Source organism: Streptomyces sp. NPDC006997, from assembly GCF_040635175.1.
GTDB lineage: Bacteria > Actinomycetota > Actinomycetes > Streptomycetales > Streptomycetaceae > Streptomyces.
Genome location: NZ_JBEYHH010000031.1, coordinates 68,998 through 93,879, shown reverse-complemented (window position 1 = coordinate 93,879; position 24,882 = coordinate 68,998). Strand labels below are relative to the sequence as shown.

At 69.5% G+C, this 24,882-nt stretch carries 22 protein-coding genes; 16 read left to right on the top strand and 6 right to left on the bottom strand.

The features are described from left to right. Positions 1–262 precede the first annotated feature (262 nt). The 5 genes from ABZ659_RS27285 (at position 263) to ABZ659_RS27265 (ending at position 4,925) form a co-directional block, all read left to right on the top strand. Positions 263–460 carry a helix-turn-helix domain-containing protein gene (locus ABZ659_RS27285; protein WP_360224902.1) on the top strand — a complete coding sequence of 66 codons (198 nt, stop codon included), beginning with the start codon at positions 263–265 and terminating at the stop codon, positions 458–460. Next, on the top strand, positions 457–1,851 hold the full coding sequence (locus ABZ659_RS27280) for a site-specific integrase (RefSeq protein WP_360224900.1): 1,395 nt from the start codon (positions 457–459) through the stop codon (positions 1,849–1,851). The genes ABZ659_RS27285 and ABZ659_RS27280 overlap by 4 nt, the downstream gene beginning before the upstream one ends. Before the next feature lie 643 nt (positions 1,852–2,494). After that, positions 2,495–3,196, top strand: coding sequence for a hypothetical protein (locus ABZ659_RS27275; protein ID WP_360224898.1), 702 nt, complete (start codon positions 2,495–2,497; stop codon positions 3,194–3,196). Positions 3,197–3,318: 122 nt separating this feature from the next. After that, a complete protein-coding gene (locus ABZ659_RS27270) occupies positions 3,319–3,621 on the top strand; it encodes a helix-turn-helix domain-containing protein (protein ID WP_191885852.1) in 303 nt (100 codons plus the stop codon). A gap of 83 nt (positions 3,622–3,704) precedes the next feature. Next, the gene (locus ABZ659_RS27265; protein WP_360224910.1) at positions 3,705–4,925 is read left to right on the top strand and encodes a tyrosine-type recombinase/integrase; all 1,221 of its coding nucleotides are present in this window, start codon (positions 3,705–3,707) and stop codon (positions 4,923–4,925) included. A 143-nt stretch (positions 4,926–5,068) separates the two neighbouring features. Here ABZ659_RS27265 and ABZ659_RS27260 read toward each other — a convergent pair whose 3' ends face one another. The 5 genes from ABZ659_RS27260 to ABZ659_RS27240 all read right to left on the bottom strand — a co-directional run bounded on the left by ABZ659_RS27260 (position 5,069) and on the right by ABZ659_RS27240 (position 10,414). Further along, complete coding sequence (locus ABZ659_RS27260) at positions 5,069–6,598, bottom strand: UDP-N-acetylglucosamine 1-carboxyvinyltransferase (RefSeq protein ID WP_360224896.1); 1,530 nt, start codon at positions 6,596–6,598, stop codon at positions 5,069–5,071. A gap of 64 nt (positions 6,599–6,662) precedes the next feature. After that, positions 6,663–6,860: a DUF4236 domain-containing protein gene (locus ABZ659_RS27255; protein WP_360224894.1), complete on the bottom strand. Its 198-nt coding sequence runs from the start codon at positions 6,858–6,860 to the stop codon at positions 6,663–6,665. Between the two features lie 135 nt (positions 6,861–6,995). Beyond that, positions 6,996–8,558 (bottom strand): MFS transporter, encoded by a 1,563-nt coding sequence (locus tag ABZ659_RS27250; protein WP_360224892.1) that lies wholly within the window; start codon positions 8,556–8,558, stop codon positions 6,996–6,998. A gap of 94 nt (positions 8,559–8,652) precedes the next feature. Beyond that, on the bottom strand, positions 8,653–9,483 hold the full coding sequence (locus ABZ659_RS27245) for a nuclear transport factor 2 family protein (RefSeq protein ID WP_360224890.1): 831 nt from the start codon (positions 9,481–9,483) through the stop codon (positions 8,653–8,655). 55 nt (positions 9,484–9,538) lie between these two features. Beyond that, positions 9,539–10,414 (bottom strand): aromatic prenyltransferase, encoded by an 876-nt coding sequence (locus ABZ659_RS27240; RefSeq protein WP_360224888.1) that lies wholly within the window; start codon positions 10,412–10,414, stop codon positions 9,539–9,541. An 852-nt stretch (positions 10,415–11,266) separates the two neighbouring features. Here ABZ659_RS27240 and ABZ659_RS27235 point away from each other — a divergent pair. The 7 genes from ABZ659_RS27235 to acnA all read left to right on the top strand — a co-directional run bounded on the left by ABZ659_RS27235 (position 11,267) and on the right by acnA (position 18,477). Then, positions 11,267–11,977 (top strand): AAA family ATPase, encoded by a 711-nt coding sequence (locus ABZ659_RS27235; RefSeq protein ID WP_360224886.1) that lies wholly within the window; start codon positions 11,267–11,269, stop codon positions 11,975–11,977. A gap of 67 nt (positions 11,978–12,044) precedes the next feature. Beyond that, on the top strand, positions 12,045–12,656 hold the full coding sequence (locus ABZ659_RS27230) for a flavodoxin family protein (RefSeq protein ID WP_360224884.1): 612 nt from the start codon (positions 12,045–12,047) through the stop codon (positions 12,654–12,656). 5 nt (positions 12,657–12,661) lie between these two features. Next, positions 12,662–13,087 carry a nuclear transport factor 2 family protein gene (locus ABZ659_RS27225; protein WP_360224882.1) on the top strand — a complete coding sequence of 142 codons (426 nt, stop codon included), beginning with the start codon at positions 12,662–12,664 and terminating at the stop codon, positions 13,085–13,087. A gap of 58 nt (positions 13,088–13,145) precedes the next feature. Further along, positions 13,146–14,198, top strand: coding sequence for an AvrD family protein (locus ABZ659_RS27220; protein ID WP_360224880.1), 1,053 nt, complete (start codon positions 13,146–13,148; stop codon positions 14,196–14,198). Then, on the top strand, positions 14,195–15,208 hold the full coding sequence (locus ABZ659_RS27215; RefSeq protein ID WP_360224878.1) for a beta-ketoacyl-ACP synthase III: 1,014 nt from the start codon (positions 14,195–14,197) through the stop codon (positions 15,206–15,208). The genes ABZ659_RS27220 and ABZ659_RS27215 overlap by 4 nt, the downstream gene beginning before the upstream one ends. 25 nt (positions 15,209–15,233) lie before the next feature. Continuing rightward, a complete protein-coding gene (locus ABZ659_RS27210) occupies positions 15,234–15,482 on the top strand; it encodes an acyl carrier protein (protein ID WP_360224876.1) in 249 nt (82 codons plus the stop codon). A gap of 277 nt (positions 15,483–15,759) precedes the next feature. After that, positions 15,760–18,477, top strand: a complete 2,718-nt coding sequence (gene acnA, locus ABZ659_RS27205) for an aconitate hydratase AcnA (RefSeq protein WP_360224874.1) — start codon at positions 15,760–15,762, stop codon at positions 18,475–18,477. A 187-nt stretch (positions 18,478–18,664) separates the two neighbouring features. On the opposite strand, the gene ABZ659_RS27200 is transcribed toward acnA, so the two are convergent. Then, positions 18,665–19,654 (bottom strand): acetylxylan esterase, encoded by a 990-nt coding sequence (locus tag ABZ659_RS27200; RefSeq protein WP_360224872.1) that lies wholly within the window; start codon positions 19,652–19,654, stop codon positions 18,665–18,667. A gap of 230 nt (positions 19,655–19,884) precedes the next feature. Between ABZ659_RS27200 and ABZ659_RS27195 the strand changes: the two genes are divergently transcribed. From ABZ659_RS27195 to ABZ659_RS27180, 4 genes are read left to right on the top strand one after another with little or no spacing between them, the layout of a single operon-like run. Next, positions 19,885–20,805, top strand: coding sequence for an ABC transporter permease subunit (locus ABZ659_RS27195; RefSeq protein WP_360224870.1), 921 nt, complete (start codon positions 19,885–19,887; stop codon positions 20,803–20,805). Next, positions 20,802–21,674, top strand: a complete 873-nt coding sequence (locus ABZ659_RS27190) for a carbohydrate ABC transporter permease (RefSeq protein ID WP_360224868.1) — start codon at positions 20,802–20,804, stop codon at positions 21,672–21,674. Before ABZ659_RS27195 ends, ABZ659_RS27190 begins: the two co-directional genes overlap by 4 nt. A gap of 35 nt (positions 21,675–21,709) precedes the next feature. After that, the gene (locus ABZ659_RS27185; protein WP_360224866.1) at positions 21,710–23,359 is read left to right on the top strand and encodes an extracellular solute-binding protein; all 1,650 of its coding nucleotides are present in this window, start codon (positions 21,710–21,712) and stop codon (positions 23,357–23,359) included. Then, positions 23,356–24,873 carry a xylan 1,4-beta-xylosidase gene (locus tag ABZ659_RS27180; RefSeq protein WP_360224864.1) on the top strand — a complete coding sequence of 506 codons (1,518 nt, stop codon included), beginning with the start codon at positions 23,356–23,358 and terminating at the stop codon, positions 24,871–24,873. The genes ABZ659_RS27185 and ABZ659_RS27180 overlap by 4 nt, the downstream gene beginning before the upstream one ends. Positions 24,874–24,882: the final 9 nt, after the last annotated feature.

The window sequence follows — 24,882 nt, the reverse complement described above, 5'->3', positions numbered from 1 at the left end:
ACCACCCGCGCCATTCGCCACGAGCCCGAACGATCACTCGCCATCCTGGGCATCACCAACAACCCGGACACTCACGGAACTTGATCAAGCCCTGGGCAGGCGGCCCTCCTGGCGCAGACCGCGCCAGGTGATGCTGCCGTGCCCCTGTCACTCCTCGCCCCCAGCAAGGAAACCCTGCCGTGCGCCGATCCGCGATACTCCCTGCCCTTTTTCGCTTTGAGAAGACATCAAGCCCTGCACTCGGCAGTTGCCAGGTGACGGCGTGGCGGTAGCGGTGCGGCCTGCGGAGAAGCTGACGGTCGATGACGTGTGTGGCGAGCTGGGAATAGCTCGGTCCACTTTCTACGACTGGCGGCAGAAGGGGCGAGGGCCGCGCTGTATCCGACTCCCCAACGGCAGCCTCCGGATACGGCGCAGCGATCTTGAAAACTGGCTTAGTGATTGTGAGGATGCATCTTGACCGGTGGCACGTTTGACGTACGGATCTACAACATCGAGCGCCGGACGCGAGCGAACGGATACACCTACAAGGTGGTCTGGAAGGTCGGCACGAAGAAGCACAGCAAGACCTATCGGACCAAGGCACTCGCGGATGCCCGGCGCTCCGACCTGTTGACCGCAGTCAAGCGTGGCATGCCCTTCAGTACCGAGACCGGCATGCCGATCTCGTACTCCAGTAAGGCTGCGGATACCAACTGGTACGACTTCGCGGTCGAGTTTGTTGACAAGTCCTGGCCGCACTTCTCCGCCAACCAGCGGAAGAACGTGGCCAAGGCGATGACCTCCGCGACCATCGGTTTGCTCCGGATGGATCCCAAGCAGTTCGATCCGGTCAAGGTGCGGACTGCGTTGCGCGAATGGGCCTTCAACTCTAAGCGCCGGACCAGCCCCGAAGAGCCGATGCCGGACGAGATTCGTGTCATCCTCGACTGGGTTCAGCGCAATACGCTGTCGATGGCAGCGTGGGAACAGTCGGACCGAATCGACACGGTCGTCTCCGCTCTCGGAACGCTGCTGGACGGCACTGCCGCAGCGGCCAGCTCCGTCTCCCGCAACCGGCGGATCATGAACCTGGCGATGGAGTATGCCGTCCGCCACGGCATCCTCCGCCAGAACCCTCTACCGAAGGGCAAGGGCAGAGGAGGGGGTGCCCCCAAAGTTGCTCAGGCCATCGACAAGCGTTCTCTGCTGAACCCTGAGCAGGTCACGGCGCTACTCGATTGGATCGGTAAGCGGCCCCTGCGACGGGGTCCCCTCTACCGGGCCTTCTTCGCGACCCTGTGCTACGCCGGTCTCCGCCCGGAGGAAGCCGTCGCGCTTCATGTGAGCGATGCCACACTGCCTGAAACGGGCTGGGGCGAGTTCATCGTCCACAGCGCCCGGCCGGAGGTCGGCAGCCAATGGACCGACAGCGGAGAGCCTCACGATGACCGTGACCTGAAGGGGCGAGCGGAGGGCGACACCCGCACTGTGCCCATCCACCCTGACCTTGTCGTCTTCCTTCGCGAGATCATCGTCAAGTACAAGCTCAAGCCGACCGACCTCCTCTTCCCGGGAGAGTTCGGCGGCAGGCTGGCAGGCTCGGTGTTCCGGCGGGTCTGGGACAAGGCCCGAGCGGAGGTCCTCCAGCCCCATGAGTACACGTCGCCGGCGGGCAAACGCGTGTACGACTGCCGCCACACCTGCCTCACAGCGTGGCTCAACAAGGGCATACCCCCGGCTCAGGTCGCCGAGTGGGCCGGGAACAGCGTGCCCGTGCTCCTGGCCATCTATGCGCGGTGCATCGTCGGCCAGCGGGACAACTACCTGAAGCAGATCTACGACGTCAGGTATGTCCCTAAGTCCGAGTAAGCCGGATGCGAGAAGGGCGGTGTGGGACCCCCGTGGAGGGGGTCCCACACCGCCCTTTGGGCGTTGCGCGGCGGGTGTCCCTTTGGGACATCTGGGTGGTGGAGGCTGGGGGACGCATGGGGGACAGGCACCCGTAGAAAGCCAGTTTCAGCCGGTGTCAGCCGGACTCTCACGCTTCTCGGCAGTCCGGCACACGCTGGAAATGTGCGGGGGTCAGACATGGTCTGACCAGGCAAAACCCGGTCCATCTGACGCGAGGTCAGTGGCGCCCCCGGCAGGACTCGAACCTGCGGCCAAGCGCTTAGAAGGCACCTGCTCTGTTCCGGCGTTTCCGTCCGTTCAGGGCCGACTGCTCGATGGGTCGGTTCTGGTGATTCTGCCGCCAGCGTGGCGGTTTGTCGTGTGGTTCGCCGACGGCAGACATGTTGATCCCGGAAGGGACTGGAATCGTGCGGCGAAGCAAGCGAACCTAGATCAGCTCGCGGAAGAGTGTGTGCGTGAGCGGGGCAACATAGCCGAGGATCGCCGGTTAGCCAAACCGGCGATCCTCCGGACCATTGGAGAAGTCCGGTCGCCGTGCGATGTGCATGCCATGGCCGGACGGCTGTGTCTATCCCCACACCTCACTTCAAGGAGCTTTCCCGTGGCCGCAGTTGTTAGTGAAGGAACGTTTCATCTTTCCGATCGGCAGTGCTTCGCGATCCTGGACTGGGCTGGCGAACAACCGCAGGACGGCCTCGTTCTGCGCGCCTTCCTGGCCTCCATCGCTCTCGCGGCACTGCGCCCGGAGGAAGCCCTGGCGCTGCGCGTTCGAGACGTGGAAATCGCAGAAGACGGCGCCAGTTGGCTCCTGGTCCATCCTCAGGCACAAGAGCGCCGCGAGAAGGATTCGGACCGCGCGGGCGCGGTACGGCGTGTTCCCCTCTGCCGCGACTTGACGGCGATCCTGACGGAGGAGACGATCCGGCGCGATCTCCACCCGGAGGACGCGATATTCGCTCTCGACGATGGACGGCCGCTGACCGCCGAGGTCTACCGGAAGGTCTGGCGGCAAGCGCGGGCGGCGGTTCTGCAGGCGCATGAACTCGACTCGCCGCTCGGCAGGCATGTCTCTGCTCTCCGTGACGCGCGCATCGCGGCGTGGCTGAAGAACGGCGACCAGACGGCTGGGCACATCCTTGCGGTAGCCGAATGCGCCGGAATGGGCGCTCCTCGCCTCGCCGAACGCTTCGCGGACTGCCTTCGCAAGCCGACACGTGACGAAATCCCTTGGGGCCGACTCGAAGCCGCTTTGGCCCTTCCTGACCTGCCGAGCCAGCCGAATCGGACCGCACGGCGTCCGTAGCGGTACTCCGAGTCGCGGCTTCGCCGCGATTCGTCCCTGCTTCACGACAGGCAACGGCTGGGCGGACCAATGATTTCCGCTCAGCCGGGCGCCCCTCTCCCGTCCCTCACAGAGAACCCCAGATGCCTGCACGACCCTTGCCTGCCCCCACTGCTTCCTCCACGGCCGTACGCACGGCCTTCCTGACCGTGAAGGACGCCGCCGACTACCTCGGCCTCTCACCCCACACCCTCTACGTCTGGCGCCACCGCCGTCAGGGACCGCCGAGCTTCCGCATGGGCCCCCGCGGTCGCGTCATGTACCGAGTGGAAGCCCTTGACGCCTGGGTCCGCGAACAGGAGCAGGCCGACTCCCGCTCCAATCCCGCCCTCAACCCGCTCAGCGTCCGACCTCAGGAGCGTTCCGCCCGCTTTACCACCGCCTGACACGGCCTCCTGCGTCGTAGAACGCCGCCGCTGCCCCCATTGCAAAGGAGTTCCACCTGGCCGGCTACATAGAAGACCGATGGCTGAAGAAGCGCCCGAATCCGAAAACCGGCAAACGCGACCGCACCGCCATGTACGGCAAGTGCACCCGCTACCGCGTCAAGGGCATCCCCGGCGTCAAGGACCGTTCCTTCGACGCCCTCCAGGACGCCAAGACCTGGCTCGCCCAGGCCCAGACCGACGCACGCCGAGGCGAGTTCGTCGATCCCCGCGACGGGGCCATCTCCCTCAAGGACTACATCGCCACCCATTGGTGGCCCACCCAGAGCGGTGACCCGTCCACGATCGAGCGGATCGAGCAGAGGGTACGGCGGCACATCGTTCCCCATCTCGGTGCTCAGCCGCTCAACGCCATCGGTACGGAAGTCCTCCGCCACTGGAAGAAGCGGCTGGAGAAAGACCTCGGTCCGACTTCCATCCGTCTGGTCTGGGCAACGCTGTCCAGCGTCCTCCAAGCCGCCGTCGAGGACCGTCGCCTCGGACGTAACCCATGTCGATCCAGCACGGTCGGGCCTCCGCCTGCCACCCCCGGCAGGGTTGAGGCGTGGCCGCCTGAACGGGTGCTGGCCGTACGGGAGGCCCTGCCGGATCGCTACCGGCTCCTCCTCGTGATCGGAGCAGGTCTTGGGCTCCGGCAGGGTGAGGCGCTCGGTCTTTCAGCGGACGACATCGACTTCGAGAAGGAGGTCGTGCACGTCCGGCGGCAGGTCAAGATGGTGCGGGCGAAGCTGTGTTTCGCGCTTCCCAAGGGGCGTAAGGTCCGGGACGTGCCGCTGCCGTCAAGCGTGGCCCGGGCCATCCGGCAGCACATGCAGCAGTTCGCGCCGGTGCCGGTCACACTGCCCTGGGACGACCCGACTCCGGCCGAGACGCCGGTGGAGGCCAAGCACCGGCGGCCGAGGACCTACAGCCTCCTGGCGACGGGACGTGAGCGGAAGGCCATCAACCGGAACTACTTCAACTCCTACGTGTGGAAGCCCGCTCTGGCTGAGGCAGGAGTGATCGCACCGCTGGACGAGGGCAGCAGGGACGGTGCTCGCGTGTGGGAGCCGTCCCGAGAGCACGGCTTCCACGCCCTGCGCCATTTCTACGCTTCCGAGGAACTGGAGGCTGGCGAATCGGTCGTCTCCCTGGCGCGCTGGCTGGGGCACTCCGACCCCGGGTTCACGCTGCGGAAGTACTCTCACTTCCTGCCCCGCGCTGGTGCACGAGGCAGCGCCGCCATCGACGCAATCTTCGCGTAACCGAGGCCGGTCGCCAGAGCCTGTGGACCATGGCTCGTAGCCCGCCGCAGGCGCAAAGTCCCAGAGAAGTCCCAGTGATGCCGCCGCACTCCTCCCTGTCCCGCTAAGTAGCAGGTCAGACGGGGTGCGGCGGCACTCGCATATCAAATGTCCCGGAAGATCTCGATCTGCGCCCCGATCGAGTTCAGCCGCTCCGCCAGGTCCTCGTACCCCCGGTTGATGACGTACACGTTCCGCAGTACCGACGTGCCCTCCGCCGCCATCATCGCCAGCAGGACGACGACCGCCGGTCGCAGGGCCGGGGGGCACATCATCTCGGCGGCGCGCCAGCGGGTGGGGCCCTCGACCAGGACGCGGTGGGGGTCGAGGAGTTGGAGTCGGCCGCCGAGGCGGTTCAGGTCGGTGAGGTAGATGGCGCGGTTGTCGTAGACCCAGTCGTGGATGAGGGTCTTGCCCTGCGCCACCGCGGCGATCGCGGCGAAGAAGGGGACGTTGTCGATGTTCAGGCCGGGGAACGGCATGGGGTGGATCTTGTCGATCGGCGCCTCCAGCTTGGAGGGGCGGACCGTCAGGTCGACCAGCCGGGTGCGGCCGTTGTCGGCGAAGTACTCCGGGGTGCGGTCGTGGTCGAGGCCCATCTCCTCCAGGACCGCCAGCTCGATCTCCAGGAACTCGATGGGGACGCGACGGACCGTCAGTTCCGACTCGGTGACCACCGCGGCGGCGACGAGGCTCATCGCCTCGACCGGGTCCTCGGAGGGCGAGTAGTCCACGTCGGCGTCGATGTTCGGGACGCCGTGCACGGTGAGGGTGGTGGTGCCGATGCCCTCGACCCGTACGCCCAGGGCCTCCAGGAAGAAGCACAGGTCCTGGACCATGTAGTTGGAGGAGGCGTTGCGGATGACGGTGACGCCGTCGTGGCGGGCGGCGGCCAGCAGCGCGTTCTCCGTCACCGTGTCCCCGCGCTCGGTCAGGACGATCGGGCGGTCCGGGCGGACGGTGCGGTCGACGACCGCGTGGTACTGGCCCTCCGTCGCCGCGATGTCCAGCCCGAACCGGCGCAGCGCGATCATGTGCGGCTCGATGGTGCGGGTGCCGAGGTCGCAGCCACCGGCGTAGGGCAGCCGGAAGCGGTCCATGCGGTGCAGCAGCGGGCCGAGGAACATGATGATCGAGCGGGTGCGCACCGCCGCGTCCGCGTCGATGGAGTCCAGGTCGAACTCGGCCGGGGGGACCAGCTCCAGGTCCACGCCGTCGTTGATCCAACGGGTGCGGACGCCGATGGAGTTCAGTACCTCCAGGAGGCGGTAGACCTCTTCGATCCGGGCGACCCGGCGCAGCACCGTGCGCCCCCGGTTGAGCAGGGAGGCGCACAGCAGGGCCACGCACGCGTTCTTGCTCGTCTTGACGTCGATGGCGCCGGAGAGGCGACGGCCGCCGACCACCCGCAGATGCATCGGGCCCGCGTAGCCCAGGGAGACGATCTCGCTGTCGAGCGCCTCGCCGATGCGGGCGATCATCTCAAGGCTGATGTTCTGGTTGCCGCGCTCGATGCGGTTCACGGCGCTCTGGCTGGTTCCGAGTGCCTCGGCGAGTTGGGACTGCGTCCAGCCCCGGTGTTGCCGGGCGTCACGGATGAGCCTGCCGATGCGTACGAGGTAGTCGTCTGCCATGAGGTCGAGGCTATCTCAGATATGAGATGGCGCCTCCCAGGGGGTCTGTTCGGGTGACGAGCCGTCAGCGCCGTTTGTGTGACGTCGTACGACGCCATCCGAAAGGTCCGGGCAAATCCATCGATGTCGTACGACGTCCCGTGCTGCTGTGGGTGTGGCGCGGGCCCTTCCTGCCGCCGGTGGTGAGGGACCACGAACGCTTGTTGATGTTCAGCCGTACTCCGGGGAGTATCCGAAAACTCTTGCGGAACGTGAGGGGCATCCTGCCTCCCGTCGAGATGGGCGGATTGAGCACTCCCGGTCCGGATACCCCCACAGGGGTACTCATGGCCGTCCTCGCCGTCCTCGCCGTCCGAGCCGTCCGCGGTGGGGCGCACGCCGCGGACCGTGCCGCCGCTCACCCGCCCCCGCGTCCCCCCGTCGGCTCGGCCCCCACGCCGTCGGCCGCCTCCGCGGCCTCGGCGATCGGGTCGCGCATCTCGCCGCTGACCTTCTCCAGCACCACGACGACGGCCACCGCCGCGACGGCGAGGACCACCGCCCCGATCCGGAACGCCAGCGCGTACCCGTCGCTCTGCGCCACCCGCGGCAGCGTGCCGTCGGCGACGTGGTCGTCGACGTAGCGGAAGGCGAACGGGACCAGGGTGGCCAGGCCGAGGGCCGCACCGGTCTGCTGCATCGCCGTCTGCACTCCGGAGGCCAGACCGGAGTCCTGGCCGGTGACCTCGTGCAACGCCCCGTTGACCAGGGCCGGGTAGGCCAGGCCGTTGAAGAACCCGAACAGGACCAGGCCGGGCAGGAACCCGCTGGCGAAGGACGCGTCGGGCGCGAAGCCCGCGGCGGCGACGAACAGGGCCACCGCCGCGCCGGAGAAGGCGACGGTCAGGACCGGCTTCACGCCGATCCGGGGCATCAGCACGGTGGAGGTGCCCGCCCCGGCGAGCGCGGTCAGGGTCAGCGGGATGTACGCCAGACCCGTCTTCATCGGCGAGTAGTCGTGCGCCTGCTGCACGTACAGCGTGAACAGGAACATGTACGTGAAGAAGGCCGCGAAGATGGCCACGCTCACGGCGTTGGTCGTCACCCGGGTGCGGTTGGTGAAGAACCGCAGCGGGATCATCGGGTCGGGGGTGCGGGCCTCCCAGGCCACCATCAGCAGCAGCAGGGCGGCGCCGCCCAGCAGCGGCAGCAGCACCCGCCCGGAGCCCCAGGAGTGCTCGGCGGCCTGGAGCAGGCCGTAGACCACCGCGACCAGGCCGCCGGTGGCCGTCACCGCCCCGACGGTGTCCAGGCGGCGGTTGTCACGGGCCATCCGGCTCTCCGGCATCACCCGCGGCACCAGCACCAGGGCGACCACCGCGATGGGGACGTTGATGAAGAAGATCCACCGCCAGTTGACCAGGTCGGTCACCAGGCCGCTGACGACCGCGCCGATCGCGCCCGCCACCGCGGACAGCCCGCCCCAGACGCCCAGGGCCTTCATGCGCTCCTTGCGGTCGGGGAACAGCACCGGGATCAGCCCGAGCGCCGCCGGTCCGGCCAGCGCCTCGCCCAGCCCCTGGACGAAGCGGCTGGCGACCAGCATCCCCGAGACGGTCGCGGCACCGCACGCGGCCGACGCCAGCCCGAAGACCAGCACACCGGCCATGAAGATCCGACGTCGGCCGAACATGTCCGCCAGCCGCCCGCCCAGCAGCAGGAAGCCACCGGCCACCAGGACGTAGGCGTTGACCACCCACGCCAGACCGCCGGGGGAGAAGTCCAGGCCGGCCTGGATGTCCGGCAGGGCGACGTTCACCACCGTGATGTCCATGATGAGCATGAACTGCATGGCCGCCAGCACACCCAGCGCCAGCCAGCGCCGCGGATCGGCCCCGGACGCGTCACCGGACCCCACGGCCCCGTCGGCTCCCTCGGCTCCCTCGGCTCCCTGGGATAAGTCCTTGTTCACGGCTGTCATCGCCCTGCGTCTCCTCTGAACGATCCCTGGCATCCCTGGCGGCCGAAGAAGGCCCCGCGCGGGTGAAGCCGCGCCGGCGCCGTCCCCCGTGTCCTCATCGAGCCGCACCCGTGCCCGGCGCGACCGCGGCGGCGCTGTCTCCGGACGGGCGGGGACCGGCGTAGTCGTGCCAGGCGCTGACCAGCCCGCCCTCGAACCGCAGGACCGCTACCGCCTCCTCGCCGGGTGCCGCCTGCCCGGCCGCCCCGGTGCGCGGGCGGTACTGCACGCACACCGCGTCGGAGTTCACGGCCGCGTGCGCCCCCGTCACCTCGACGCCGAACGACTCGTCCCCGGCGAGGAGTTCGCGGCAGGCGGCGACGATCTCGTCCCTGCCCTCGACGGGGGAGGGGAGCCGCTGCGGGGCGTGCGGCGCGCTCCACGTGCCGTGCGGGTGCCACAGTTCACCCCAGGCCTCCAGGTCGCCGCCGTCCAGCAGGGCGAAGAACCGGTGGGCCGTGGCGGCGCGGGCGGAGAACAGCGCCAGGAAGGCGGCGGTGTCGACGTGCTCGGTGAACCGCGTGATCAGCCCGTCCTCCAGTTGGAAGACGGACGCGCCCCGGTTGCGGTAGGTGCCCCCGGCCAGCAGCTCGATCTCCATCTCCCAGGTCGCCAGCGCCCGCCGCGGGTCGGCCATCGCCTCCGCCTGCCAGGTGAAGCGGACCGCGCCGAACAGCGAGAAGAACCCGCCCAGTCCGGCGACGATCGCCTCCCGCCCGGCGAACTCGCCGGGTACGCCGTCCGGGGTGACCGGCACCTGGTAGACGGCGTCCGCCGCCCACAGGCGCGCGAACGCGTCGAGGTCCCTGGCCTGGAGGGCGCGGTAGAAGTCGTCGACGACGCGGACACTTCGCTCAGTACGCGGCTCAGCACTCTGCTCGGTCATGGGCTCGCTGAACTCCTAGCTCTGAAAGGGGAGACGACCGGTCGGGCGGGGCGCCTCACCCGCGGATCCTCTTGAACACCTCGCGCTGAAGCGGCCCGAACTGGTAGTAGGAGCCCGCGTTGAACCACTGGCCCTCCGGGGACCACTTCACGATCGAGATGCTGAACCGCTCACCGTCGTAGGTGTAGGGGCTGCCCGTCAGGAAACGCACCATCTCCGGCTCCACCCGGGCCTTGACCAGCGGCATGTCCAGCGGGCGGGCGAAGCTGACCCGGTCGATCCGCGAGGAGTTCCAGCCCAGCGTGAAGTAGACCCGGAACGTCTTGCGGACGGACTCCAGCAGTTCCTCCTCCGGCTCCGGCAGCCCCGTCTCCCGCAGCATCGACGCGACGGTCTCCGGCTCCATCCCGCCCGGGGTGGGGAAGTACAGGTTGGTCGTCTCGTTCCGGTAGTCGATCGCGATCATCGCGACGCCGTCGAGGTCGTGCCGGGCGAAGAAGTCGGCGTTGGCGGCCAGCGCCGGCGGCATGGACGGCACCGAGGAGAGCGCGGCCACCCCCTGCACGGCGTGGGGGAAGTGCACGTAGACCTTGTTGAGCCCGCCGACGACCCCGACGTCGATCAGGTACTCCTCGACGAAGCCCCGGCCGTCGAGGTCGGACAGCAGCGAGCCGACGGGATGGTCGGTGCGCGGCAGCAGGCCGCGCTCCAGGGCGTGGGCGTAGGGGTCGGGGATCGCCCGGGGCACCTGGATGGTCAGGTCGAGATCGCCCCCGCGCGCACCGGCCGTCGCACTGAAGATGACCCCGCCCTCGAACGGCTCGAACGCGTCCAGGACCGGCCCGAACTTCTCCCGCGCGCAGGGCACGTTCAGCAGCCCGGCGGTCTTCTCGATGGCCGCGTACACGTCTTCCGTCTCGGCTACGGACATGCGTCCTCCTCGTCGGTGCGGTGGTGCGGCGCCCCGCGAAGGGAACGTCCCCTCCCGCGGTACGGGGCGCGAAGGGGCCGTTGCCGCGCGGCGGTCGCCGTGCCCGCCGGGGCCTGCCCGAGTGCCGCCCCCCGGTCGCCTCCCGGCGCACGCCCGAAGGACCCGGCCGCAGGTGTCCGCGGCCTCGTCCGGAGTGACCCCCGCTGTGTCGTCCCAGCATCATGGGGGGTGCGCGACCCCGATGACAGGGCTTTCCCCGCCCCGCGCGCCGCCCGCGGGCGCCCGCGACGCGGTGCGAAAGGCCGCCCAGCGTGGCCGGTTTCGGCCATGAACCACCAGGTGAGGGTCGCCGCCCGGGGCTCCGGACGGCCCCCTGCCCGCCTCGCGCGCCCAGCGTGCCGCCCCGTCCGTTCGAGTGGTGTTCGAGACACCCGCGACGCCACTCCTAGTGGCCGTCAAGCACCGGGAACCGGCTTTGTGCCAGGCCCCGCGCCTGCGGCCCGATCCACGCGGCGGGCTCTGGGTGCCCGATGCCGCCCCCGGAATTCCAACTCCGTTCAGATCGGCGACAGTTGATGTGACCTGTATCACGTCTGGCTCCTGTTGGCGTGAAGTTGTCGGCCGTGTCACGCTGTCCGGACGCTCCCCCTGCCCTGAAAGCGGTTGTATGGCAGTGAATGGGGGCTGCTGCCTTTTTCGGCCCGTTTCGTGGAAGCCACCGGACTCCGGATTCGCACCGCTCGGTGCTCGAACTGGAGATCGACCGGGTGGGCGGTCCCCCCTCTCGCGACTCTTCGCCGCGCACGGCGGCGCCCCGCCGGACGCGGGGCGCCGTCCGGAACTGGAGAACCCATGAAGATAGCCGTGTCCGGAACCTACTCATCAGGCAAGACCTCGACGGTGATGGCGCTGTCGTACTACACCGGCGTACCGCGCTCGCTCGCCCGCACGATCCGGGAGATCATGCCGGAGGCCCTGCCGGGCGTGAAGCTCGCGGACGTGACGCCCGCGCAGTTCCTCCAGCTCACCCTGCGCCGCCACACCGGCCGCGCGGTCCAGGAAGCCCTCCTCGGAGACCACTTCGTCTCCGACGGCTCCTCCCTCCAGGAATGGCTCTACGGCGCCGCCCGCCTCCGGTACGGCATGAACCCCAACGCCACCGCCGCCGGGGGGAACGGCCTGTCCACGACGACACCGGAGGAGATGGCCTTCTTCGCCAAGGTCGTCGACCAGTACGGGCAGGCCTTCAAGCAGCACGTCAAGGCCACCTACGACGCCTACGTCCACCTGCGCCACGAACTGCCGATCGCCGCGGACGGCCACCGGCCGATGAACGACGAGTTCCGCACGACCGTCGACGGGATGCTGCTCGCCACCCTGGACGAGCTGGAGATCCCGTACCACGTGGTCGGCGGCACCGTGGCGGAGCGGCTGGAGGCCATCGCCGGGATCTTCGACCTCACACCCGTCATGAGCACGGACGAGGCCATCGAACTGGCCCGGCAGGAGTACGGCCGCCAGGACTTCCGCATGGAGCACGAGCGGGTCCCGGCGGGCGCCTGAAGCCCCGCACCACCGACGTCATCCGAAGTGACCTCAGACGCCCCTCCGGTCGAAGGAGAACAGCAGCATGGGAAAGCCACCCCTGATCGTCGTCGCCTACCACTCGGGCCGGGGGCACACGGACGTACTGGCGCAGTCCGTGCGGGCCGGAGCGATGGCCGCGGGCGCCGAAGTGAGCATGGTGACCGTCGACGCCATGGACGACACCAAGTGGGAGACCCTCGACAACGCCGACGCGATCATCTTCGGCGCGCCCACCTACATGGGATCGGCGTCGGGCAGGTTCCACACCTTCGCCGAGTCGACCAACAAGCGCTGGGCGCGGCAGGCGTGGAAGGACAAGCTCGGGTCGGGGTTCACCATCGGCGCCTGCAAGGCGGGCGACAAGGACTCCACCCTCGGCTACTTCGCGACGCTGGGCGCCCAGCACGGCATGATCTGGGTCAGCCTCGGCCTGCTTCCGGGCTGGCACCTCAGCCACGAGAGCGAGAACGACCTCAACCGGCTCGGCTACTTCAACGGTGCCGCCGCCACCCTGCCCGGTGACCTGCCCCCGGACCTCATGCACAAGGCGGACATCGCCACCGCCGAGCACCTCGGCGAGCGCGTCACGCAGATGACGGCGATCCACCTGGCCGGCCGCGCGGCCCTGGCGGCCGAGCGGTCGGGAGCGGAGTGACCGGGATGACGACAGCGCAGCAGCAGAGCACCGCGGCCGTCGTGGACGCGTTCTTCGAGAGGTTCGGGTCGGGTGACCTGCCCGGGCTGCTCGACCTGTTCGCCGACCGTGTGGACTTCCGCGTGGCGGGGAGTCCGCGGGTGCCCTGGACGGGTGCCCGGTCCACCCGGCCGGAGATCTCCGCGTTCTTCCAGGTCTTCCCGGAGGTGCTGACCGCGCCGCAGGGCTTCACCCTGACCACCCGCGTCGTCGACGGGCCCCACGCCGTGGTCATGGCCGAGTCCGCCTTCGGGGTGCTGGCCACCGGAAAGACCTTCACCAACGCCTACGCACTGCACTTCTCGGTAGAAGACGGACAGATAGTCCGTTACCACATGTACGAGGACAGCTACGCCATCGCCGAAGCCTTCACCGCGGACAGCGGCGAGTGAGCCGACCGCTCCCGCCGTCGAACGCGGCGGGGACCCTTCGGCGGGAACAGGAGCACCTGTGCCTTCCCTGGAACTCGCGTCCATCGACGACTTCTTAGGACCACGCGACAGCAGATTCCTCGGCGAGGGGTTCAAGCGCGTCGAACACTCGCTGACCGACCTCACGATAGCGTCGGCCGCCCACGGCGCTGACGGCGCCGACGGCTCGAACGGCGTCGACGGCTCGAACGGCGCCGGCGGCATCGAGGCCACCGCCCACCTCGCCATCCCGGGGGTCTGGTCCCGCAAGGGCGACCGGAACCAGAAACCCCACCTCAGCTCCATCGACGTGATGGTCTTCGCCGCCCGGCTCACCGGCCTGTACGCGGCCCACACCTACGGCCTCGCCCCGGACGCCCGCTTCGAGGTGCGGTCGATCGAGATGAAGGCCGGTTCCAGCCCGGACGAGGAGGGCCTGGCGAAGGTGCCGGTGAGCGGTCGGCTCGTGGCCGCGGAGACGGCCGGTGAGCAGTGGTCGACCACCCTGGACTGCCGTGTCGGATCGCTGTCGGCGCGGGTCCGGGCCCGGCACAGCCCCGGCCGCCGGCCGGTCGACGGCCCCGGGGCGTACTACCTGGAGGAGGAACTGCCCGGCCCGTGGATCGACGCGCCCTACGGCGTCCCGCACGCGACCCGCCGACAACTGCTCACCGGGGTGCGCGTCACGGGCGACGACGAGGACGACCGTCAGGCGTCGGCCCGGGTCGCCCTGGTCCCGGACGCGGCGGGGGGCGCCCGGGACGACGCGTCGGCCGGCATGATCGACACCCTGGTCGCCGTGATGCAGCTGGGCCAGGTCATGCTCTACACCCTGGACGGCGTCGACCGCGCCCACAGCAACAACCTCTGGATGCGGCGGGCGACCCTCACGCTCGACGACGGCGTCCCGGCCCCGCCCGACGGTGAGGTGACGGCCCGTCTGGAACAGGCCCGGCGGCTGCCCTCGCCGGCCGGTACCTGGAGATCGGCCGAGGTGGTCGGGGCCCTGCACGGCGTACGGATCCGGGTCGCCGTGGCGCACCTCCTCAGGGAGCCCGCCCGGCACGCGGGCGCGGGAGGTGGCGGACGATGAGCACACCCGCCGCCGTCCTCGCCGGGCTCGGCACCCATGTGCCCCGGCGGGTCGTCACCAACGACGAGCTCACCCGCACCCTGGACACCAGCGACGAGTGGATCGTCCAGCGGACCGGCATCCGGCAGCGCCACTGGTCCGACCCGGGCGTGGCCACCAGCGACCTCGCCGTCGAGGCGGGACACCGGGCGCTGAAGTCGGCGGAGGCCGACGCGCCCGGTGGGATCGGCCTGCTGGTCGTGGCCACCTCCACCCCGGACCGGCAGGTCCCGGCCACGGCGCCGGAGGTGGCGGCCCGCCTCGGCCTCGGCACGGTCGCCGCCCTGGACGTGGGGGCGGGCTGCTCGGGCTTCGTCTACGCGCTCGCCACCGCGTCCGCCGCCCTGGTGGCCGGGCACGCCGAACGCGTGCTCGTCATCGGAGCCGAGACCTTCCGCCCCTACCTCGACCCCGCCGACCGCACCACGGCGGTGATCTTCGGCGACGGCGCCGGGGCGGTGGTGCTGCGCCGCGGCACCACCGACGAGGCCGGTGCGGTGCTGGGCTTCGACCTGGGCTCGGACGGCACGCTCCACGACCTGGTCGTCATCCCGGGCAACGGCTCCCGGTCGCGCTCCACCGACCGCCCGCTGGAGCCGGAGGACCAGTACGTGCGGATGAACGGCAGGGAGGTCTTCCCGCACGCCGTCCGCCGGATGGCCCAGTCGTCGTCCGCCGTGCTCGACCGGGTGGGCTGGGACCTCGACCAGGTCGACCACGTGGTGGGCCACCAGGCGAACCTGCGCATCCTGCACGCGCTGGCCCGGCAGTTGGGGGTGGATCCGGAGCGCGTCGTCACCCACCTGGAGCAGGTGGGCAACACCTCGGCCGCCTCGATCCCGCTGGCCCTGGCGGACGCCGCCGCCCAGGGCCGCCTCCAGCTCGGTGACCGGGTGCTGCTGACCTCCTTCGGCGCCGGTCTGACCTGGGGCTCCGCCGTACTGACCTGGCCGGGAACCACTCCCGCCTGACCACAGCTCTGCGAAAGGAAACGCCATGACAGGGCGAGTCACCCCAGATCCGGAAGCCGTGCTCGACCTCCTCAAGTCGCACTTCGACGTCCCGGCCGACACGGGCGTCGACACGCGGTTCGACAACCTCGACCTGGACTCCCTGGTCCTGATCGAGCTGAGCGTCATCCTCGCCAAGCGGTACGGGGTCGAGGTGGCCGGAGAGGAACTGGCGGCCGCCGGAACCCCCGCCGGAGCGGCCGAGCTGCTGTCCGGGAAGGGCGCCACCGGCTGATCCGACACCCGGGGCCCGGCGACCGCGGCAAGCGGTCGCCGGGCCCCTTTCCGCGTGCCGCCCACGCGTCCCCGCACCCGGCCGACACCGGGTACCCGGGCATGACCATCCCGCCCTCATGTACTAGAGTTATCTCGACATCGAGATATCTGCCGAGGCGCACCGCAGCCGCCACCCCGGTGAGGGTTACCTAACTTAGCCTTACCTTAGCGGATCGGCCAAGACGGCGTGGCGGCAGGATTGCGGTGGTACGCGCACATCAATGAAGGAGACTGTCGTGTCGGCGAACAGCTTCGACGCCCGCAGCACGCTGAAGGTGGGCGACGAGTCGTACGAGATCTTCCGCCTGGACAAGGTGGAGGGCTCGGCCCGGCTCCCCTACAGCCTGAAGGTCCTGCTGGAGAACCTGCTGCGCACCGAGGACGGCGCGAACATCACCGCCGACCACATCCGCGCGCTGGGCGGCTGGGACTCCCAGGCCCAGCCCGCGCAGGAGATCCAGTTCACGCCCGCCCGCGTGATCATGCAGGACTTCACCGGCGTGCCCTGCGTCGTGGACCTCGCCACCATGCGCGAGGCCGTGAAGGAGCTGGGCGGCGACCCGAACAAGATCAACCCGCTCTCCCCGGCCGAGATGGTCATCGACCACTCCGTCATCGCCGACAAGTTCGGCACCAACGACGCCTTCAAGCAGAACGTCGACCTGGAGTACGGCCGCAACAAGGAGCGCTACCAGTTCCTGCGCTGGGGCCAGACCGCGTTCGACGACTTCAAGGTCGTCCCGCCGGGCACCGGCATCGTCCACCAGGTGAACATCGAGCACCTCGCCCGCGTGGTCATGGTCCGCGGCGGCAAGGCGTACCCGGACACCCTGGTCGGCACCGACTCGCACACCACCATGGTCAACGGCCTCGGCGTCCTCGGCTGGGGCGTCGGCGGCATCGAGGCCGAGGCCGCGATGCTCGGCCAGCCGGTCTCGATGCTCATCCCGCGCGTCGTCGGCTTCAAGCTCACCGGCGAGCTGCCCACCGGCACCACCGCCACCGACCTCGTGCTGACCATCACCGAGATGCTCCGCAAGCACGGCGTCGTCGGCAAGTTCGTCGAGTTCTACGGCGAGGGCGTGGCCGCCACCTCGCTCGCCAACCGCGCCACCATCGGCAACATGTCGCCGGAGTTCGGCTCCACCGCCGCGATCTTCCCGATCGACGACGAGACGCTGAAGTACCTGCGGCTGACCGGCCGTCCGGAGCAGCAGGTCGCGCTCGTCGAGGCGTACGCCAAGGAGCAGGGCCTCTGGCTGGACCCGAAGGCCGAGCCGGACTTCTCCGAGAAGCTGGAGCTGGACCTCTCCACCGTGGTCCCCTCCATCGCCGGTCCCAAGCGCCCGCAGGACCGCATCGTCCTCGCGAACGCCGCCGAGCAGTTCAAGCAGGACGTCCGCAACTACGTCGACAGCGTCGACGAGGCCGGTGTCGAGTCCTTCCCCGCCTCCGACGCCCCGGCGATCGCCCCGAACGGCGCCCCGTCCAACCCGGTCACCGTGACCGCGCCCGACGGGTCGTCGTACGAGATCGACCACGGTGCCGTCACCGTCGCCGCGATCACCTCCTGCACCAACACCTCCAACCCGTACGTCATGGTCGCCGCCGCGCTGGTGGCCAAGAAGGCGGTGGAGAAGGGGCTGACCCGCAAGCCGTGGGTCAAGACCACCCTCGCCCCGGGCTCGAAGGTCGTCACCGACTACTTCGACAAGGCGGGCCTCACCCCGTACCTGGACAAGGTCGGCTTCAACCTCGTCGGCTACGGCTGCACCACCTGCATCGGCAACTCCGGCCCGCTGCCGGAGGAGGTCTCCCAGGCCGTCAACGACCACGACCTCGCCGTCACCTCGGTGCTCTCGGGCAACCGCAACTTCGAGGGCCGGATCAACCCCGACGTCAAGATGAACTACCTGGCGTCCCCGCCGCTGGTCGTGGCCTACGCCCTCGCGGGCTCCATGAAGGTGGACATCACCAAGGACGCCCTCGGCACCGACCAGGACGGCAACCCGGTCTTCCTGAAGGACATCTGGCCCTCCGAGGCCGAGGTCAACGACGTCGTCGCCAACGCCATCGGCGAGGACATGTTCTCCAAGTCCTACAGCGACGTCTTCGCGGGCGACGCCCAGTGGCAGGCGCTGTCCATCCCGACCGGCAACACCTTCGAGTGGGACGCCGAGTCGACCTACGTCCGCAAGCCCCCGTACTTCGAGGGGATGCAGATGGAGCCCGCCCCGGTCTCCGACATCTCCGGCGCCCGGGTGCTCGCCAAGCTCGGCGACTCGGTGACCACGGACCACATCTCCCCGGCCGGTGCCATCAAGGCCGACACCCCCGCGGGCACGTACCTCACCGAGCACGGTGTCGAGCGCCGCGACTTCAACTCGTACGGTTCCCGCCGCGGCAACCACGAGGTCATGATCCGCGGCACCTTCGCCAACATCCGCCTGCGCAACCAGATCGCGCCGGGCACCGAGGGCGGCTACACCCGCGACTTCACCCAGGACGGCGGGCCGGTGTCGTTCATCTACGACGCCTCCCGCAACTACATCGAGCGGGGCATCCCGCTCGTCGTCCTCGCGGGCAAGGAGTACGGCTCCGGCTCGTCCCGCGACTGGGCGGCCAAGGGCACGGCCCTCCTCGGCGTCAAGGCCGTCATCGCCGAGTCCTACGAGCGCATCCACCGCTCCAACCTGATCGGCATGGGCGTGCTGCCGCTCCAGTTCCCGGAGGGCGCCTCCGCCGCCTCCCTCGGCCTGACCGGCGAGGAGACCTTCTCCGTCTCCGGCGTCACCGAGCTGAACGACGGCACCACCCCGCGCACGGTCAAGGTCACCACCGACACGGGCGTGGAGTTCGACGCGGTCGTCCGCATCGACACCCCCGGTGAGGCCGACTACTACCGCAACGGCGGCATCATGCAGTACGTGCTGCGCAACCTGATCCGCAAGTAAGCGGTACGGAACGGTCGTTGAGGGCCGCGCCCCCCGGGCACCCCCCGGGGGGGGGCGCGGCCCCTGTCGTACGTGTTTACACACGGGCCGCTGGACGATACCTTCCAGCCCCAAGGGGTGGGAGCGCTCCCATAGGTGCTGCGGACCGGAACCCGTCGCACCTCCTCGCTTCCACCCCGTCCACTCCTCACCCGGCCAGCACCTCGGCCGCCCAGTCCAGTTGGCGGCGTACGTGCGCCGCGTCGCCGCCCTCGTGGCCGTTGTACGGGTAGGCGTGGATCTCCCGGCGTGGCTCGGTGCCGGTCAGCTCCCCGTACCGGTGGTACGCGGCGTACGCCCCGCTCGGCGGGCACACCCGGTCGCGCAGGCCGACGCCGAAATGGGCGGGCGCGTGCGCGCGCCGGGCGAAGGAGACGCCCTCCAGGTAGGCGAGCGTGCGGTGCGCGGAGCGTTCGGCCCCCCGGTGGACGGCGAGGTACGCGGCGATCTCGCCGTAGGGGCCCTCGTCGGACAGCTCCAGCGCGCGCCGGATGCCGCACAGCAGGGGGGCGGTGACCAGCGCCGCCGCGAGGTCGGGGACCAGGCCCGCGACGGCCAGCGCGAGACCGCCGCCCTGGCTGTTGCCGACCGCCGCGACCCGGGCCGGGTCCACACCGGGCAGGGCGCGCACCGCCGCCACCGCGCGCACGGCGTCGGTGACGAGACGCCGGTAGTGGTGGTCGTGCGGGGCGAGCAGCCCCCGGACGGCGGGTCCGGGACCGCCCGGCGCGGTGGCGTGCGGGTCGGGGGTGGCGCCGCCGCTGCCGTACTGGTCGCCCTGGCCGCGGTTGTCCATCAGCAGATGGGCGTACCCGGCGTTCACCCAGGTCAGCCGCTCGTGCGGAAAGCCGCGGCCGCGGCCGTACCCGGCGTACTCGACGACCGCGGGCAGCGGGTCGGGCGCGTCGGCGGGGCGGCTGAACCAGGCGCGCACCGGGTCGCCCGCGAAGCCGCGGAAGGTGACGTCCCAGGTGCGGACGAGCCGCAGACCGGTCGGGACCGACCGGGCGGAGAGCAGGGGTTCGCGCTCGGCGGCCGTCTCCAGGGTGTGCCGCCAGAAGTCGTCGAAGTCGTCGGGTTCGGCGACGTCCGGGCGGTACCGCTCCAGCTCTTCCAGCGGCAGGTCGAAGGCGGGCACGGGACCTCCTGGTGCGTTCGGGTCGGGTTCGGACCGGGTTCGGGGGGAAGCGTCCGATCGTTGCGGCTTTAGGTCTGAATGTTTCGCATCGACAGTGGCCTGAAATCCTCTGAGGCCGTTAATCCATCCCCGCGCCACACCCATTGACACCCATTACAGCCGCCCCTAGCTTTGCCGCGAAGTTACCGGGGTGCGTCCGAAACTTTCGAAGAAGACCGGGAGGCCCATGCATGAGCACTTCCGCGACATCGACCAGCTGGCGGCGGGCGCTGCGCCGGGACTGGCAGCTGTACTCGCTGGCCGTGCTGCCGTTGCTGTTCTTCCTGGTCTTCCGCTATCTGCCGATGATCGGCAACGTGATCGCCTTCCGCCGCTTCGAGCCGGGCGGGTCGATCTTCGGCGAGGAGTGGGTGGGGCTGCGCTACGTCGAGATGTTCCTGACCGACCCCACCTTCTGGCAGGTCTTCCGGAACACCCTGTGGCTCGGCGGGCTCACCCTGGTGTTCTGCTTCCCGATCCCGATCGTGCTCGCCCTGCTCCTCAACGAGGTCCGCCGCCGCTCACTCAAGCGCTTCGTGCAGTCGGTGTCGTACCTGCCGCACTTCCTGTCGATCGTGATCGTCGCGGGCATCACCATCCAGGTCCTCGCCACGGACGGCCCCGTCAACCACGTCCTCGGCTGGTTCGGCCACGACCCCATCCGCTTCATCCAGGAACCGGAGTGGTTCCGCGCCGTCTACGTCGGCTCGGAGATCTGGCAGACCGCGGGCTGGGGCACCATCCTCTACCTCGCCGCGCTCACGACCATCGACGAGGACCTCTACGAGGCCGCCCGCATCGACGGCGCCAACCGCTGGCAGCAGATCTGGCACGTCACCCTGCCCGGCATCCGCCCCACCATGATCACGCTGTTGATCCTCAACATCGGCACGTTCCTCGCGGTCGGCTTCGAGAAGGTCCTGCTGCTCTACAACCCGCTGACCTACCCGACCGCCGACGTCATCTCGACCTACCTGTACCGCACCGGTCTGGAGTCCAACAGCTTCAGCTACGCCGCCGCCATCGGCCTGTTCGAGGCGGTCATCGGGCTGGTGCTGATCACCTCCGCCAACCAGCTCTCCCGGCGCACGGTGGGGACGAGCCTGTGGTGATCCGGCCGAGCCGCTCCTACCGGGTCTTCCAGGGCGTCAACGGCGTCGTCCTCACCCTCGTCGTCCTCGTCACCCTCTACCCCTTCGCCAACATCGTCGCCCGGTCCTTCAGCGGGGAGCGGCAGATCCGCGCCGGTGAGGTCACCCTGTGGCCCAAGGGGTTCAACCTCACCACGTACGAGATCGTGTTCAAGGACGCGATGTTCTGGCGGAACTACGGCAACACCGTGCTCTACACCGTCGTATCCACCGCCGTCGCGATGGTCCTGACGACGTGTTACGCCTACGTCCTCTCCAAGAGGCACCTCAAGGGGCGCGGTCTGCTCGTCGGCATCGCGGTGTTCACCATGTTCTTCACCGGCGGGCTGATCCCGAACTACGTGCTGATCACCAGCCTCGGACTGAAGAACACCGTCTGGGCGCTGGCGGTCCCCAACGCCGTCAGTGTCTTCAACCTGCTCGTCATGAAGGCGTTCTTCGAGAGCCTGCCGACCGAGCTGGAGGAGGCCGCGCAGATCGACGGGCTGAGCACGTACGGCATCCTGCTGCGGATCGTGCTGCCGCTGTCGAAGGCGGTCGTCGCCACGATGGTGCTGTTCTACTCGGTGTCCTTCTGGAACTCCTGGTTCGGCGCGTTCCTCTACATGGACCGCTCGGAGCTGATGCCGGTCACCGTCTACCTGCGCAACCTGATCGCGGGCGCCACCGGCGGCGGCAACGCCGGAGCGACCACGGAGCAGCTCACCCAGGTCGCCGCGAACATCCAGGCGGTGACGATCGTGCTCACCGCCCTGCCGATCCTCTGCGTGTACCCGTTCATCCAGCGCTACTTCGTCTCGGGCGTGATGCTCGGCGCGGTCAAGGGCTGAGCGCGTCCCCCATGTCCTCACCCCAGGGAGCCCCGATGAACTCCGGACAGCTGTCGCGCCGTCAGGTCCTCGCCGCCGCGGGCTTCGCCTCGCTCGCCGTCCTCACCGGCTGCGGCGGCGACGACGGCGGCGACCCCAAGGACCTCAGCAAGAAGCAGGACGGCGCGATGAGGAAGTACCGCGTCGGAGACCAGTTCAAGGCCGCCAAGCCGCTGTCGTTCTCCGTCCTGCACAACGACAACCCGACCTACCCGATGAAGGACGGCTGGCTGTTCTGGAAGGAACTCACCCGCCGCACCGGCATCACCCTCAAGCCCGTCAACGTCCCGCTCAGCGACTACGAGAAGAAGCGCAGCCTCCTCATCGGCGCGGGCGACGCGCCCCTGCTGATCCCCAAGACGTACCACCCCTCCGAGGTCGCCTTCGTCTCCTCCGGCGCGATCCTCCCGGTCAGCGACTACACCCACCTCATGCCGCACTTCCAGGACACCGTGAAGAAGTGGAACCTGGCGCCCGAGCTGGACTCCATCCGCCAGTCCGACGGCCGGTTCTACCTCCTGCCCGGCCTGCACGAGAAGGCCAAGTCCGGCTACTCCCTCGCCCTGCGCACCGACGTCCTGGACCGCCTCGGCCTGACCGCGCCCACCACCTGGGAGGAGGTGTACGACGTCTTCAAGGCGATCCGGGCCGAGTACCCCGACCGCTACCCCCTCTCCGACCGCTGGAGCACCAACACCACGTTCCCCGCCGGCGCCCTCACCCGCTACCTGGGCCAGGCGTACGGCGTCAAGGCGGGCTGGGCCTACGACAACACCAGCTGGGACGCACAGGAGAAACGATTTGTCTTCACCGGCGCCACCGACCGGTACCGGCAGTTCGTGGAGTACCTGCGCAGACTCGTCGCCGAGAAGCTGATGGACCCCGAGAGCTTCACCCAGACCGACGACGAGGCCGTGAAGAAGCTCCTGTCGGAGCGGTCCTTCGCGATCAGCGCCAACCCGCAGGAACTGGTGCAGAACTACCGTTACAACCTCGGCAAGCAGGTCAGCGGCGCCACCATCGACATGGTCCCCGTCCCGCTCGGCCCCGCCGGACCCGTGGTCCTCGGCGGCTCCCGGCTGGAGAACGGCGTCATGATCTCCCGCAAGGCGCTCGACGGCGACGACTTCGTGGCGCTGATGCAGTTCGTGGACTGGCTCTGGTACTCCGACGAGGGCCAACGGTTCTGCAAGTGGGGCGTCGAGGGCACCACGTACACCCGCGCCGACGGCCGCTACCGGCCCGCCGACGGCATCAGCCTCATGGGCTCCGACCCGGACGCCCCGAAGGACCTGCAGAAGGACTTCGGCTTCTTCAACGGCGTCTTCACCTACGGCGGCAGCTGGGACCTGGTCTCCTCCTCCTTCAGCCCCGACGAGAAGGAGTTCGAGGACGCCATGTCCCAGCGCGAGCAGCTCCCCGTCGACCCCGCCCACCCCCTGAAGTCCACCGAGCAGGAACAGGCCACCCTGTGGGACACCCCGCTCAGGGACCACGTCACCCAGAACACCCTCCAGTTCGTCCTCGGCAAGCGCCCGCTGTCCGAGTGGGACGACTACGTCTCCGAACTGAAGGCGAAGAACATGGACCGCTTCATCGAACTGCACAACGCGGCCCATGACAGGTTCCAGAAGGAGCACGCGTGATCCACATCCCCGCCGTCCCCCAGGGCGCCTTCCCCGACGCCTGGCGGCAGTGCGTCGGCACCGGCCGCCTCGACCTCGCCCTGCGCCACGACTACCAGCGGTCGCTGCGCCTCCTCCAGCGCGACATCGGCTTCCGTTACCTGCGCGGCCACGGCCTGTTCAGCGACGCCATGGGCATCCACCGCCCCTACGACTGGCAGGGCACCCGGCACGTCCAGCACAGCTTCACCTACGCCGACCAGGTGGTCGACACCCTCCTCGACGCGGGCATCCGCCCGTTCCTCGAACTCGGCTTCATGCCGTCCGGGCTGGCCTCGGGCGACGACACGGTCTTCTGGTGGCGCGGCAACATCACCCCGCCCGCCGACCACAAGGAGTGGGCCGCCCTGGTCCGCGCCACGCTCACCCACCTCATCGAACGCTACGGCCTCGACGAGGTCCGCACCTGGCCCATCGAGGTGTGGAACGAGCCCAACCTCCCCATGTTCTGGCTGAACACCGACGAGAAGGCGTACCACCGCCTCTACGAGATCACCGCGCACACCGTGAAGGAGGTCGACGCGGACCTCCAGGTCGGCGGGCCCGCGATCTCACCCGGCGCCGACGAGTGGCTGACCGGGTTCGCCGAGTTCGCCGACCGGCGCCAGGTCCCCGTCGACTTCGTCTCCCGGCACGCCTACTCGTCCGGCCCCGGACAGCACGTGCCCTTCGGCACCCACCAGACCCTGGCCCCCGCCAGCGACCTCCTCGACCAGTTCGCCGCGCCGCACCGGGTCCTCAAGGGCACCTCGCTGGCCGGTCTCCCGGTGCACATCACCGAGTTCAACTCCTCCTACTGCCCCGACAACCTCATCCACGACACCGCCTTCAACGCCGCCTACCTCGCCCCCGTCGTCACCGGCGGCCACGCGCACGCCGACTCCTTCTCCTACTGGACGTTCAGCGACGTCTTCGAGGAGGCGGGCGTCCCGACCGCCCTCTTCCACGGCGGCTTCGGCCTCCTCACCCACCGCCAGCTCCGCAAACCGACGTACCACCTGTACGCCTTCCTGGCCCGCTCGGGGGAGGAGCTGCTGGCCCGGGGCGACGACCACCTGGTCACCCGGCACCGCGACGGCCGCGTGACGGTCCTGGCCTGGGCGCCGGTCGACGCGTCCGGCGAGACACCCGGCCCCGAGGGCCACACCGTACGGCTGTCCCTGCCGGTCGGCGCCGGTCAGTGGGCCTTCCTCCGCCGCTCCTCCGTCGACGACGAGCGCGGCAACGCCTACACCGCCTGGCGGCACCTGGGCAGCCCGCGCTCACCGAAGCCCGCCCAGCTCGACGTCCTGCACGAGGCGTCCGAGCCCGCCCACACCCACGCCCGCGTCCCGCTGACCGAGGGACGCGCCGACCTGACGCTCACCCTGGCCCGGCACGAGATCACCCTCGCCGAACTGACGCCGGTGGTGGACGAGGCGCCGCCGTGGTGGGACGAGGGGCGGCTGCTCGGCAGGCAGCCCACGTCGCCGTGAGCGCGACTC

Bases quoted from the DNA above. Each gene is read 5' to 3' on its own strand.
- ABZ659_RS27270 (WP_191885852.1), top strand. From the start codon at position 3,319: ATGCCTGCACGACCCTTGCCTGCCCCCACTGCTTCCTCCACGGCCGTA.
- ABZ659_RS27260 (WP_360224896.1), bottom strand. From the start codon at position 6,598: ATGGCAGACGACTACCTCGTACGCATCGGCAGGCTCATCCGTGACGCC.
- ABZ659_RS27255 (WP_360224894.1), bottom strand. From the start codon at position 6,860: ATGCCCCTCACGTTCCGCAAGAGTTTTCGGATACTCCCCGGAGTACGG.
- ABZ659_RS27250 (WP_360224892.1), bottom strand. From the start codon at position 8,558: ATGACAGCCGTGAACAAGGACTTATCCCAGGGAGCCGAGGGAGCCGAG.
- ABZ659_RS27245 (WP_360224890.1), bottom strand. From the start codon at position 9,483: ATGACCGAGCAGAGTGCTGAGCCGCGTACTGAGCGAAGTGTCCGCGTC.
- ABZ659_RS27240 (WP_360224888.1), bottom strand. From the start codon at position 10,414: ATGTCCGTAGCCGAGACGGAAGACGTGTACGCGGCCATCGAGAAGACC.
- ABZ659_RS27235 (WP_360224886.1), top strand. From the start codon at position 11,267: ATGAAGATAGCCGTGTCCGGAACCTACTCATCAGGCAAGACCTCGACG.
- ABZ659_RS27230 (WP_360224884.1), top strand. From the start codon at position 12,045: ATGGGAAAGCCACCCCTGATCGTCGTCGCCTACCACTCGGGCCGGGGG.
- ABZ659_RS27225 (WP_360224882.1), top strand. From the start codon at position 12,662: ATGACGACAGCGCAGCAGCAGAGCACCGCGGCCGTCGTGGACGCGTTC.
- ABZ659_RS27215 (WP_360224878.1), top strand. From the start codon at position 14,195: ATGAGCACACCCGCCGCCGTCCTCGCCGGGCTCGGCACCCATGTGCCC.
- ABZ659_RS27210 (WP_360224876.1), top strand. From the start codon at position 15,234: ATGACAGGGCGAGTCACCCCAGATCCGGAAGCCGTGCTCGACCTCCTC.
- ABZ659_RS27195 (WP_360224870.1), top strand. From the start codon at position 19,885: ATGAGCACTTCCGCGACATCGACCAGCTGGCGGCGGGCGCTGCGCCGG.
- ABZ659_RS27185 (WP_360224866.1), top strand. From the start codon at position 21,710: ATGAACTCCGGACAGCTGTCGCGCCGTCAGGTCCTCGCCGCCGCGGGC.